The sequence below is a fragment of the Bacillus sp. EKM420B genome (genome assembly GCF_011065565.1).
Lineage (GTDB): Bacteria > Bacillota > Bacilli > Bacillales > Bacillaceae > Bacillus > Bacillus velezensis.
In genome coordinates, this window is record NZ_JAAMNX010000002.1 from 659,732 (window position 1) to 672,802 (window position 13,071).

Genomic DNA, 13,071 nt, shown 5'->3' on the forward strand with positions numbered 1-13,071 from the left:
AAAAACAAACCCCGGTTTACGGCCGGGGTTTGTTTTTATATAAACGCGTTAATGATCATGATAAAACAGATCGCACTGACAGAAATAATCGTTTCCATCGCCGTCCATGTCAGGAACGTTTCTTTTACCGTCATTCCGAAATACTCTTTGATGAGCCAGAAACCGGAGTCATTGACATGTGACAGAATCAAAGAGCCCGCTCCCGTTGCCAAAACGAGAAGCTCGCTGCTGACGCCCGGCATGACAGATGCAATCGGAGCAACAATGCCGGCCGCCGTCATCATGGCGACAGTCGCTGAACCTGTGGCGACACGGATGACCGCCGCGATCGTCCAGCTTAAAAGAACGGGAGAGAAGCTTGAGTGTTTCGCCATGTCAGCGATATACGTGCCGACGCCTGAATCAATCAGGACGTTGTTAAAAGCGCCGCCGGCTCCGATCACAAGCAGAATGGAAGCGATCGGTCCGAGACAGTCATTGCTGAATTTTAAAATGCTTTCTCTGTCAAAGCCCTGATAAAACCCAAGGCTGAAAAAGGAGTAAACCGTGGCGATCAAAAGCGCCGTGACAGGGTCGCCGATAAATTTAAAAGTTTCATAGAGCGCGCTTTTTTCCGGAAGCGCAATTTCGGCAAGCGTTGCCATAAGCATCAGGATCACCGGTACCAATATCGTAAACAATGTATTTGCGAATCCCGGAAGCTTGCGTTTTTCATTCCGTTCAATAAATTGTTTTTTCAACAGTTCGGGAACGGGTTTATGAATGCGCTTACCAATCCATTTTCCGTAAAGCGGCCCCGCGATGATGGCAGTCGGAATGCCGACGATTAAAGAAAACAAAATCGTTTTTCCGACATTGGCGTGATAAATGCCGACAGCCGCCATCGCCGCCGGGTGGGGCGGAACCAATCCGTGCACGACGGAAAGTCCCGCAAGGAGCGGAATCCCGATCGTCACTAATGAAACCCCGGTTTCAATCGCAATCGTAAACAAAAGCGGCACGAGCAGGACGAAGCCGACCTGGAAAAAGACCGGGATGCCGACAATAAAAGCGACGGCCATCATCGCCCAATGCACTTTCTTTTTGCCGAAGCGGCCGATCAGGGTATGGGCGATCCGCTCCGCACCGCCTGATTCAGCCATCATTTTTCCGAGCATCGTACCGAGGGCCAGCACGATCGCAAGCAGAGACAGCGTATTGCCGAGCCCGGTTTTCATTGAAGTGATAATGTCCGGCAGATTCATGCCCGTTGCGAAACCGACAAGGATGGATGTAATCAAAAGACTGATAAACGGATTTAACTTAGCGACCGTAATCAATAAGAGTAAAACGATAATAGCGGCAATGACAATAAACAGTAACATGACCTTTTCACCCTTTCAAAGAAGAATTAACGGCTTTGTTTGAGCTGAAATTCACTGATGACGTCAAATTCATCTTTGAGCTTGTCATACAGCCGCTCGTATAAGTAAAACAGCTCAATATATGTTTCGCTGTTTTTGATGTTCGGTTCATGGCGGTGCGAAATTCTGATCCAGTCCTGAACATCCTCGATCCGTTCCATTTCGCCAAGACTGTGCAAAGCGAGAACGGCCGCTCCGAGCGCCGAGGCTTCGTAACTTTCCGGAACGAGGACTTCCCGTCCCATCGTATCGGACAAAATCTGCCTCCACAGCGGCGATCTCGCAAATCCTCCCGAAGCCCGCACGTCTTTTGCGGGGCCCGCCAAATCTCTCAGTGCGACACCGATTGAAAAGACGCTCATGATGACGCCTTCCAGCACCGCTCTGATAAAATGCTCCCGTTTATGGCGGAGGCTGATGCCGAAAAACGTTCCGCGGGCATTCGGGTTCCAAAACGGCGCGCGCTCCCCTGATAAAAACGGCAGAAACAGCAATCCCTCAGAGCCTGCGGGCACTTTATCAGCAATATCAATCATTAAATCGTACGGATCAATGCCGAGCCGCTTCGCCGTTTCAACTTCCGGAGAAGCGAATTCGTCTCGAAGCCAGCGCAGCATAATGCCTCCGTTATTCGTCGGGCCTCCGATGACCCAATGCTTGTCAGTCAGCGCGTAACAGAATGTCCGCGCTTTTTCATCCGTAATCGGCGCATCCGTCACCGAACGCACGGCTCCGCTTGTTCCGATCGTAACGGCCACTTCGCCTTTGCCGATCGCGCCGACTCCCAGGTTGGCGAGCACGCCGTCATTTGCGCCGATAATAAACGGTGTATCCGCATGAATGCCCATCCGTGCAGCGATTTCCGGCGCAAGGCCGCGCAGCTGATGAGTGGTCGGCACGATGTCCGACAGCTGATCTTCCCGGATTCCGGCAATCCGGAGCGCTTCTTCATCCCAGGAAAGCGTATCTAATCGGAACAGTCCCGTTGCCGAAGCGATCGAATAATCGACGACATAAGTTCCGAAAAACTCGTGCAGAATATATTCTTTAATACTGATGAATTTGGCGGTTTTCGCGAATGTCTCCTGATCCTGTTCTTTCATCCACACAATTTTGGAAAGCGGAGACATCGGGTGAATCGGCGTACCCGTTCTTTTATAAATATCAAAACCGTTCATCTCTTTTAAAATCCGTTTTGATTGCTCGGCGCTGCGGTTGTCCGCCCAAATGATGCTTTTGGTCAGCAGGCCGCCGTTTTGATCGACAGCTATCAATGAGTGCATGGCGGTGCTGATGCCGATTGCAAGCAGATTGTCTGGGCTCAGTCCGGCCTTTGTGATGGCGCCCCTGATGCTTCCGATAACCGCTTCCAAAATGTGCTCAGGATCCTGCTCGGCCCATGCCGGCTTTGGCTGTATTAAATCATAGTGAACCGAATGCTTGGCTAACACTTTGCCTCTTGGTCCGAACAGAACGGCTTTCGTACTGGTCGTGCCGATATCCAGACCGATAACAGCTTGGGTTTCCTTCATAATATATCCCGCCTAATCTGATTGAATAATAAGATAGATTGATAATGTATGCCCTTACAAAGTCAATTATAGGAATAATTTTTTTATAAATCAACGATGAAGAAGAAAAATTTTTTCATAAAATTGCCTCAATTCCCGCTGTATCGGCATTTTCTCTTTTGAAAAATAAATATTACAAACGTTTGTGCGCGATCATTTTTCTGATTTGCTGCAAGTTGGCGAGCGTTTTCTCCTGCCGCAGCCGGGCCGTGGCGAAATACAATGTATCAATGACCGACAGCTGGGCAAGCCTTGCGGACATCGCTTCCGTTCTGAAAGCCGTCTCCCTTGTTGACGTATACAGCACAACGTCGGAAATCTGGGTGAGCGGCGACTTTTGGTAGCTTGTAATGCCGATCGTGCCGGCGCCGAGCGATTTGGCCGTTTTCACCGCGTCGAGCACGTCCTTGTTGCTTCCCGAATGAGAAATGCCGATGACTGCGCTATCGGGACCGAGAAGACCCGCTGACATCGCCTGAAAGTGAGAATCCGTGTGCGCGATGCAATTTATACCCGTACGCATAAATTTATGATACGCGTCTGTGGCGATCAGCCCGGAACCGCCGTTTCCGTAAAATTCGATTCTGTCTGCGCGGTGGATCATTTCTGCCGCTTTTTCAACGTCGGCCGGATCTAATAAATGAAAGGTATCAGTCAGACCGGAAATGTTTGTGCGGAAAACTTTCCGGATGATGACTTCGATATCGTCGTCGGGGCTCATTTCTTCATGAATGTGCTGCACCGGCTCCTGAACGATCTCCTGAGCAAGCGCGATTTTTAAATCCTGATAGCCGGAAAAACCGAGCCGTTTGCACAGCCTGAAAATCGTCGCTTCAGAGCTTTTCGTTTTTTCCGCCAGCTGAATGATGGAAAGGTGAATCACGTCTTTCGGTTCCTTCACGATATGGTCTGCAATCGCTCTCAATTTTGGCGACAAACCTTTGCTGGCCGCCTGAATCTTCCCGATGCTGCTTGAATTCACAGGGGTCATGCTATAACCTCCCTACTCGAATGTAAACGCATACTTTTATGATAAAGCAAGTTCTGTCATAAGGGAATCAGGTTTTGTTTTCTTTACCGCAAATGAAAGAAAAGAGAAAAGTATATCGGGGACATCGCCTCAATGACACTTCATACATCCGATTTTTACAAAAAGTGATCGTTCTCTGAAAAGTGCCGGTGCCCAAGTCGCCGGCCATAAGTGTAAGCTGTCCTGCTACAGTCCAGTTTCTAGTGAGTTGCCGGCGCTTGAAATTCCAGATGAATTTCTTCAAATTAGTGTTCCGTCATTAGCAGTCAGTTCTTTATTAACTGGATTGATCAAAAGAGAACGATCACTAAGCAGGAGAACACTTGAGAAGCACAGGCTGATCAGCTTCTGGAGAAAAACTTCAAATTAATATAATAATCTAATTGCTCTGAAACGCGTACCATACATTATACTTTCAATGATTTTTAAACTCTGAGGAGGAAATTCACATGAAAGTAATTGCAATTGACTTAGATGGCACGCTGTTATCAGAGAACTTAACTATCCAAGAACAAGATGTAAGAGCTTTAAAGCTCGGACAAAAACAAGGTCATCTTGTAACAATCGCTACAGGGAGAGCTTTATTTGATGCAAAACACATCATCAATAAATATGATTTGGATTTTCCGATCATTGCTTCAAACGGCGCTCAAATTGATGTGGGAAATCAGGTCATATTCGAACATTTTATGGATTCAGATGTAATCCAACCTATCATCACATGGTTAAATAAAGAGGAAATCTATTATCAGCTTTACTTATCTGACAAAATTGTCGTATCAAATCAAGGAATTCAGCAGCTTGAAAAAGAACTTTACAATACAGTAATGGAAGAACCTCATTTTAATCAAGAAGTATTTTGGAATTCTATTAAAGCTCAGATACATCAATACGGGTTAGAGGAAATACCGGGTACAATTGACCCTATCGATTATCGGTATGTCATAAAATGTATGATCGTTACGCCAAACCAAAGAAAATTAAAAAAAGCAAAAGAATATTTTGGACAACTGAAGGAGTGTGCCGTAACGAGTTCAGGAGCATTCAATCTCGAGATCACAAGTTCAGGAGTAGATAAAGGAGCGTCATTAAATAAACTTTGTGAACATTATGGAACGGATGCGCGGAATGCAATTGCAATAGGTGATAATCTAAATGATCTGCCTATGTTTCGTGCAGCAGGAATAGGGATAGCCATGGGAAATGCAGATAAGAAGCTTATTCAATTGGCTGCTTTTAAAACGTTAACGAATGATGAGTGTGGTGTATCTTATGCTTTTGATCACTACATTCTGACGAAAGAAGAAGACCCTAAACCGCGGAGTATACAGCCATGATCCATTTTGTGAAAAGATGTTTAATCTATATTGTCGGATTGTTTATTTTATCCGTAGGGGTTGTATGTATGATTAAATCTAATACCGGGATTGCCCCCTGGGATGCTCTGAACGTGGCTTTATCAGAACTCATTGGCCTTACAATCGGGTCATGGGTTTTCATTGTCGGAGGAATTCTTATCTTTATAAACAGCCTCATAAAAATGCGGTTTCCTAATCTAGCCGGTTTTATTCCGATTGTTATTATTGGAAGTTTTGTTGACCTTTTAAACTTAAAGGTTCTTTCGTTCTTAAAAACAGATGCTGTAATTCTTCAATGGAGTTTATTTTTGATAGGGTTGTGTATATTGGCTATGGGAATCGCTATTTATTTAAGAGCATCTTTTCCTTCGATACCGAATGATGAATTAATGCTGGCTATTACTGAACGTACAGGTTGGGGTATTAATATTACAAAGACGATAGGGGAAGCTTTAGCTTTTGTGCTTGCAATCATTCTTCAGGGGCCGATTGGGATAGGAACCATCATTGTGCTGCTGTGTCTGGGGATATTAGTAGGTTTATTTGACAAACTATTACACAAGATGGGGAAGCCCCGTTCTATCTATAGTGTGGGACAGGAAGGCGCACATATTCATGCAGGCCATGATAAAACAATGAATTAAATGCTTTTTTCCCCTTGTGTTGTTCAGTGTGAAATGCTGATAACGCTGTCTAAAAAGGAGTAGCAGTAATGACAAACATTACAGAGATAGCAAAGAAAGCGAACGTTTCTCGGACAACAGTTTCTAGAGTTCTCAATAATCATCCTTATGTAAAACCTGAGAAGCGGGACGCTGTGTTAAAAGCTATGAAGGAATTAAATTATGTACCGAATTTCAACGCGATTAACCTATCCAGGGGGAAGACAAATGTTTTCGGAGTCATTGTTCCTAAAATCAACCATCCGTTTTTCAGTAAACTGATTGCCGGAATAGGCGAAGAGTGTAATAAACATAATTACAGTTTACTTGTGCACCAATCAAATAACGATCCTGAACAAGAAATGGAGTTTTTTAACAGATTGAAATACAAACTTATTGACGGTCTTATTTTGGGATCCTGTGTAAGCCCCCATCACGTACTCGACGAGATATCTGGGTTTGGTAATATTGTTTCCTGTGAAGCTTCTGCGAGCAAACAGGTTGCACATATATTTATTAATCATGAGTCAGGAATCAAAATGGCAATAGATCATCTGCGAAATCAAGGACATCAATCCATTGGTCTGTGTATAGGAAATCCTAAGAGCGGTGTTGGCATAAGCAGAAAAAAATCATTTTTTCACTTTCAAAATGAATACGGTTTGAAATGGAGTGATAATTGGTACTTTGAGGAACAGTACACTATTGAGAATGGTATAGAAATAGCAAAATTATTACTAAATAAGTCACCTCGTCCTGCGGCAATGGTTGTAGGAAGTGATTATGTTGCGGCGGGGATCATTTATGAAGCGAAAAGACAGGGAATACGAATACCTGAAGAACTGGCGGTTATAGGATTTGATAATCAGCCGATATCTAAGGTAATAGAACTTTCAACGATACATCAACCTATTAAAGAGTTGGGACAAACAGCAGCAAATTTATTATATAACTTAATGAATAACAAAGATGTCCCCAATATAAATAAGTTGGAACTAAAACTTATTAAAAGAAAGTCAACTTAAAAAGACCACTTTATGGTGGTCTTTTTTGCTTAGCGCAGAATCAGCTCTGGGGCAGGCGCTTTGAAATGAGCTCTTTTTTTCGTTTCATCTATAAAACTGAAGGGCTTCATGGATAGGTTTTCAAGTTCATTTAGGAAATGACAAGCTTTTAATGGCACAAATGATGTCATATTCCATACAACTTTCTCATTAAAACCTATAGCACGAATATTATGCATAAGCCGATCAATTGTGTAAGACCCTGCCGCTACATACCCTTTTCCTTGATACCACAGATTATTCCCTTCAATTTTCTCCAGTGATTGGCCGCACATGGAATCTGTGTCAATGCGATCTGTCATTGCTATAATACCCTCAGAGCCAACAAGTTCTACAACCCGCCGTGCAACTTCTAAGTCTACATGTTCACTATCAAAGTTCATACAAATGGTTAATAAACCTTCTTTCGCGGCTCTCATCAAAGTACCGGGAACTTCTCCGACAAGTGTGTTGATATTATCTATGTTCCATTTATCTAACCGAGCATCTTTTAACCCCTCTAATCTATGTACTCTTTCTTGGGGTGTTCTCCAGGTGTGTTTAAAATTGTTTGGCATATCATTAAACAAATGATCTGTTAAAACGGCATCTGATCCAGTGTAATTGCTGCGTTTTTGCGCTGTATCTATAACTTTCATTATAAGTTCAGAGGTTTCCTCCGGGTATGCTTTTTGGAAGTGACCCAGCGCCGGTTTTACTCCAGCCTCCACAAGTGTATCTACAATCCATTCTAAACTTGGATGTTTTTCGGTGATATATTTCTTTAGATAGGAGTTTTCAGTCATAGCATCTGGAGACAGTACAGTATAAATAAGACCATATTCTCCACATGAAGCGATCTTTTCCCATTCTTCTTTTAAGGGTGCCCAATTCCCTTTTTCCGGTGTGCCTGCAAAGCTGGCCAATAATGGTCCTTCTAGTGAAATACCTAAAATATTACGGTAACGTCCCTTTCTCTTTTGTGTATGGAACTCTTTCATAAAGGATGCAAATTGATCTAATTGATTATGAGGAAGAAAGATAGAGGGTACACAGAAAATCCCTTCTATTTCAGCTAGTGTATTGATCTTTTCAATATCTAATTGGTCTAAATTGCTAAAATCATAGTCACCGATTCCATGACAATGAAATTCTACTGGAAGAGATGGAACTAAATAAGAACCTGATTTCTTAAAAATCCCTTCTCCTCCAATGTCAAAGTTCAGCCATTCATTATTACTATAGGTTATATCAGCGATTTTCATTACTCCGTTTGTTTCAAGGTAAGCCGGGCTGTTAAATGATGTGCTGGACTGCATAGGAAACGCCTCCTGGAAATGTTTATTTAGTATTCAGTGAAGACACATCATCATCTTAAAGTATGAAACCCGTACCATATCAACCTTTTATTATCATTTTTTGTAAAAAAGTAGGTGTTTTATTCAACTTTCTACACCCGATTTTCTCATTATTGTCATTTATATCCTGTAAATTTCTTTTAAAAACTCAAAAACACTAGCTGTAACGCCACTAAAGCATCTATACTGTTTCGTGTTACGCCAACTAGTGTTCTCCACGAGTTTAATTTGTGGAATTGGTTTCATGTCAATAGCTTTAATAAATGGAATATGACTTCCGGGTATAGAACCTTGTGGGGTCATTGGAGTTGAACGATTAGAAAGAAATGTGTACAGTTACTAAGCTGAGGTACCGGAATAAGAGTAACCTTTCATATTTCTGCCAACTTTTTGCCGCTCAGTCCATATATGCCGATTACGCCATATTAGGAGCCGTCTCAATCCTCATATGAAGATAAACATGTTCAGTCAAAATGTCTTATATAGGTGATAAGAAAACCAGCGGCAAAAATTAGTATTGACTTTGAAAATAGAAGACTGTATATTATGTTACTATATTCAGAAAATAAAAACTCAAGAGATTCATTTAACATAAAACACTGTGAACGGGAGCAGTAAAAGAATCCAGTCAGAAAAAGAGAGCTGCGGGTTGGTGAAACGCGGACTGATTGTTCTTTGAACTCGCCCGGAAGTGGCAGGGCGGAACGGAATTGTCGGAATATTCCCTATGTCCTAACGGCTGACCTTCGTTAAAAGGTTTTTAAGCTGGATTCCGGATATTCGGGATCAACAAGAGTGGTACCGCGGCTGCCTGAGGCACGCCGTCTCTTTTCCTAAAGAGGCGGCGTGCTTTTTTATGTGATGAACACTTTTTGCGAGAGGGCGTGTGATAAATGGAAAAGGACAAGCAAACGTTAAAACGGACGATGTCGTCCAGACACATTATGATGATGGCGCTTGGAGGCGCAATCGGGGCCGGGCTCTTTAAAGGCAGCAGCACGGCGATTGATGAAGCGGGGCCGTCCGTGTTACTGGCCTACCTCCTCGGCGGAATCATTCTGCTGTTTATTATGCAGGGGCTGGCCGAAATGGCCGTCAGAAACAAACATGCAAGGACGTTCCGTGATTTGGTTCAGCAGTCTCTAGGATCGTACGCTGCATACTTTTTAGACTGGATCTATTGGAAAATGTGGGTGCTTAATATTGCCGCGGAGGCGGTCGTAGCCGCCATTTTCATTCAATATTGGCTGCCGGAATGTCCGATATGGATACTGGCTTTGATCATTTCCATCGTGGTGACGGTCGTAAACATGCTTTCTGTGAAACTGTTTGCCGAGACGGAGTACTGGCTCGCGCTCATTAAAATTACGGTGATTGTCATCTTTATATTATGCGGAATTCTGCTATTATTTTTCTCATTCGGCAATCACACGGCGCCGGGGCTGTCTCATTTAACGGATCACGGAGGGTTTTTCCCGCATGGAGCGGGGGGCGTCATTACGGCGATGCTCGTCGTGATCTACTCATACGGCGGAACGGAAATCATCGGCGTCACGCTGGCGGAGACAAAAAACCCCGAAAAGGTGATTCCGAAAGCTGTCCGAAGCACGTTAACGCGGATTGTCGCTTTTTACTTGCTGCCGTTTTTCATCATCGTCAGCCTGATTCCTTGGAATCAAGTCAACAGCGTTCCCGAAAGCCCGTTTGTCATAGTATTTAAGATGATCGGAATTCCGGGTGCCGACCATATTATGAATGCCGTCATTCTTCTTGCGATTATCTCGTCTATGAACTCGGGACTGTACGGATCATCCCGCGTCTTATTTACGCAGGCTTCTGACGGCCGGGTGCCGAAAATCTTTTCAAAACTATCGAAGAAAAAGGTTCCTGTCTATGCGATTCTGACTTGTACGTCATTTTTATATGTAGGCGTCCTGATTTCATTATTTGCGGGAAGCCGGACGTTTAATTATTTGATGGGTTCCCTCGGCTATACCGTGCTGTTCATCTGGCTGATTATCGGATTCGCCCATTTGAAATCAAGAAAACATTCAACAGAACAGCCGGCTTATTACGTCAAATGGTTCCCGTACACGACATGGTTCGCGGTGCTTGCGCTTTTGGCCATCCTGATCGGCGTAATTGCGACGACATCCATCGTCATCACATGCATCACTGCGGTCATCTATCTCCTCATTACGGCTGCGTATCTCGTAAAAGGGAGACGTCAATAAATAAAAAAACTCTTGCCGCGCGGCAAGAGTTTTTTTAATGAACGGCCTTTTTTTCTGCGGCCAGAGCAGGTGTTTTCAGTTTCTTCGGTGTTATATTCACAAAACAAATGCTTGTGACGATCAGAAGCAGTCCGGCTAAAAGGCTGACGGTCAGCGGCTCATGCAGAAATATCGAGCTGACGACAATGGATATGAGCGGGATCAGGAAGGTGTAAGAGGCAACCTTGCTTGCTTCCCCTGAACCGACAAGCGTAAAAAAGGCGAGCCAGCCGAGCGCGATGACAAATACCGAAATGAACAGAAGGCTGAGAATGAACGGAGCTTTCCATTGAATCGCTGAAAAGCTTTCTGAAAAATGGCCGGAGCTGACAAGCAGCACGCCGCCGATCAGAAGCTGAAGAGCGACCATCCAGATAGAGTCCGCGCGTCCGCCCGTTCTTTTCACATATACCGTGCCGAGCGCCCAGCTGACCGCGGAGCCTAGAGCCAAAAGAATGCCGGCGATGGAAATATGGCCTCCGAAACCGGCTGCGCTGATGACGGCGACACCGGCAAAGCCAAGAATAAGACCGGCTATTTTTAAAGGATACATCGATTCCCCGAGCCACAGCCAAGAAAAAACGCCCATTAACACCGGCTGGAAAAACACGATGGCTGAAAATAAGCCGGCAGGCAGGTAATTCAAGCCGACCGTTTGCAGGCCGTAAAATAAAGTAATATTTAAAATGGCAGAAATAAGATAGATCGGCCACGTTTCTTTAAAACGCAGCTTTTTAAAACGGGGCAGCGCCACCATTAATAATAGAAGTCCGCCGATCAGCGTGCGGATTCCGGCAAACAGAAGAGGCGGCGAATAGGCGAGCGCGGCTTTTGTCAGCGGCCAGTTAATTCCCCATACCGTGACTAGAAACGCCAGCATAAGAGCCGTCTGTATTTTCGAAAGCTGTTTCACGTCGTTCACTCCTTGTAGAACATTTCCATCATATGATACGGTAATCAGTAAGATAAATAAAATGAATCTTTTTTATAAGGAGCATAAGTAAAACGTTATGACGATTACACAACTGCGGGTTTTTGTTCAAATCGCTGAAACGGGAAGCTTTACAAAAGCGGGGCAGGCGCTGAATATGACGCAGCCCGCCGTCAGCCATGCCATCTCGGCGCTTGAGTCAGAGCTCGGCATCAAGCTGATCATCCGCGAGCGCCGCAACGGCGTAAGGCTCACGGACACGGGCGGAAAAATTCTCGTTCATATCAGAGAGGTGCTCAAAGGCATAGAAAAAGCCGAGCAGCTGGCGGCCGCGGAAAGAGGGCTTGAACAGGGAACGATTCACATCGGCACATTTCCGGCCGCTTCCGCTTATTTCATTCCAAAACTGATCAGCGTGTTTAAAAAACGGTATCCGAAACTTGAGTTGGTACTTCATGAAGGAACGGTTAACGAAGTAAAGGAATGGCTCCGCTCCCGGGTAATAGATGTGGGGATCACTCTTTTTCCTACGGAAGACATGGAATATCTGCCGCTGAAAAAAGATAAAATGGCCGTCGTGCTTAGAAATGATCATCCGCTTTGCAGCTGTGAGTCAATTACTCTGAAAGATCTTGACCGCCAGCCGATGATCATCTGTGACGGAGGATACGAATCACCGTTTATTGATATGTTTAAGGAGGCAGGATCTGTGCTGACTGCCGCATTCACTGTTTACAACGTCAATACGTCCATCAGCATGATCAAAGAGGGGCTGGGAATTGCGATATTATCACAAATGTCTATGTCCGGAATATCGCTGCCGGAAAATGTCGTGACAAGGGAACTCAATCAGGCGGTGTACCGTGATGTTCTGCTTGCCGTTCCGTCCGTAAAAGAGGCTTCATTGGCGGCAAAACTTTTTATTCAAATCGCGCAGGAGCTCACAAAGAATGAATAAAAAGACCCTAATGATCTTAGGGCCCTGAATCTTATCGGTTAATTTTAAAAGAGTTTGTCGTATTGACAAGTTTTGAACCGCTGAACGTAGCTTTGACACGATAATAACCTGTCTTGCATCCTTTTAAAGAGAATGACTTAGTCACCCTTACTGAGAAAGAAAAGGTTGTTTTTTTGCAAGTCGTCCATTTCTTTCCGGACTTTCGCTGTAAGTATAGGTTTCCTTTAAAAGTTCGATCTGACGGATACGCTGTACTGAGAGTAAAATCGACACTTTTCGCTTTTTTCGTGTAGTAGGACGCATCGGTAAATCCGCTTACATTTAAATGCTGCTGAGTGCCGGAATAAAAGTCTGCGGCATATGCCTTATCGGTGTTTCCGGTAAAGAAGATTGCTGCCAGTAAAGCTGTTGTGAGTGCCATTAAGATTTTTTTACGCATATAGACTATGACTTCCTTCCTATTCAATATATGACATATGTTAAC

General features: G+C 44.2%; 11 protein-coding genes and 1 other annotated feature. Of the genes, 5 read left to right on the plus strand and 6 right to left on the minus strand.

The window, feature by feature from the left end:
* Positions 1-35: 35 nt before the first annotated feature.
* The 3 genes from G9F48_RS08335 to G9F48_RS08345 all read right to left on the minus strand — a co-directional run bounded on the left by G9F48_RS08335 (position 36) and on the right by G9F48_RS08345 (position 3,965).
* Positions 36-1,364 (minus strand): GntP family permease, encoded by a 1,329-nt coding sequence (locus tag G9F48_RS08335; protein WP_065180493.1) that lies wholly within the window; start codon positions 1,362-1,364, stop codon positions 36-38.
* A 26-nt stretch (positions 1,365-1,390) separates the two neighbouring features.
* Positions 1,391-2,935 (minus strand): gluconokinase, encoded by a 1,545-nt coding sequence (gntK, locus tag G9F48_RS08340; RefSeq protein ID WP_165409337.1) that lies wholly within the window; start codon positions 2,933-2,935, stop codon positions 1,391-1,393.
* Positions 2,936-3,107: 172 nt separating this feature from the next.
* Positions 3,108-3,965 (minus strand): MurR/RpiR family transcriptional regulator, encoded by an 858-nt coding sequence (locus G9F48_RS08345; RefSeq protein WP_165409338.1) that lies wholly within the window; start codon positions 3,963-3,965, stop codon positions 3,108-3,110.
* Between the two features lie 488 nt (positions 3,966-4,453).
* On the opposite strand from G9F48_RS08345, the gene G9F48_RS08350 reads away from it, so the two are divergent.
* The 3 genes from G9F48_RS08350 (at position 4,454) to G9F48_RS08360 (ending at position 7,049) form a co-directional block, all read left to right on the plus strand.
* A complete protein-coding gene (locus G9F48_RS08350) occupies positions 4,454-5,341 on the plus strand; it encodes a Cof-type HAD-IIB family hydrolase (protein WP_165409339.1) in 888 nt (295 codons plus the stop codon).
* The gene (locus tag G9F48_RS08355) at positions 5,338-6,006 is read left to right on the plus strand and encodes a YczE/YyaS/YitT family protein (protein ID WP_156735813.1); all 669 of its coding nucleotides are present in this window, start codon (positions 5,338-5,340) and stop codon (positions 6,004-6,006) included. Before G9F48_RS08350 ends, G9F48_RS08355 begins: the two co-directional genes overlap by 4 nt.
* 68 nt (positions 6,007-6,074) lie before the next feature.
* On the plus strand, positions 6,075-7,049 hold the full coding sequence (locus G9F48_RS08360) for a LacI family DNA-binding transcriptional regulator (RefSeq protein WP_165409340.1): 975 nt from the start codon (positions 6,075-6,077) through the stop codon (positions 7,047-7,049).
* Positions 7,050-7,078: 29 nt separating this feature from the next.
* Here the strand turns inward: G9F48_RS08360 and G9F48_RS08365 are convergent, their stop codons facing one another.
* On the minus strand, positions 7,079-8,386 hold the full coding sequence (locus G9F48_RS08365) for an N-acetylglucosamine-6-phosphate deacetylase (RefSeq protein WP_146275529.1): 1,308 nt from the start codon (positions 8,384-8,386) through the stop codon (positions 7,079-7,081).
* Between the two features lie 631 nt (positions 8,387-9,017).
* Positions 9,018-9,257, plus strand: a binding site (T-box leader).
* A 61-nt stretch (positions 9,258-9,318) separates the two neighbouring features.
* Here G9F48_RS08365 and G9F48_RS08370 point away from each other — a divergent pair.
* Positions 9,319-10,659, plus strand: coding sequence for an amino acid permease (locus G9F48_RS08370; protein ID WP_165409341.1), 1,341 nt, complete (start codon positions 9,319-9,321; stop codon positions 10,657-10,659).
* A 34-nt stretch (positions 10,660-10,693) separates the two neighbouring features.
* Here G9F48_RS08370 and G9F48_RS08375 read toward each other — a convergent pair whose 3' ends face one another.
* On the minus strand, positions 10,694-11,611 hold the full coding sequence (locus G9F48_RS08375) for a DMT family transporter (protein ID WP_003151595.1): 918 nt from the start codon (positions 11,609-11,611) through the stop codon (positions 10,694-10,696).
* A gap of 97 nt (positions 11,612-11,708) precedes the next feature.
* Here G9F48_RS08375 and G9F48_RS08380 point away from each other — a divergent pair, with 97 nt between their 5' ends.
* Entirely contained in the window at positions 11,709-12,587 is an 879-nt protein-coding gene (locus G9F48_RS08380; protein WP_003151597.1) for a LysR family transcriptional regulator, read from the plus strand.
* 31 nt (positions 12,588-12,618) lie between these two features.
* Here the strand turns inward: G9F48_RS08380 and G9F48_RS08385 are convergent, their stop codons facing one another.
* Entirely contained in the window at positions 12,619-13,026 is a 408-nt protein-coding gene (locus G9F48_RS08385; RefSeq protein WP_003151600.1) for a hypothetical protein, read from the minus strand.
* Positions 13,027-13,071 lie beyond the last annotated feature (45 nt).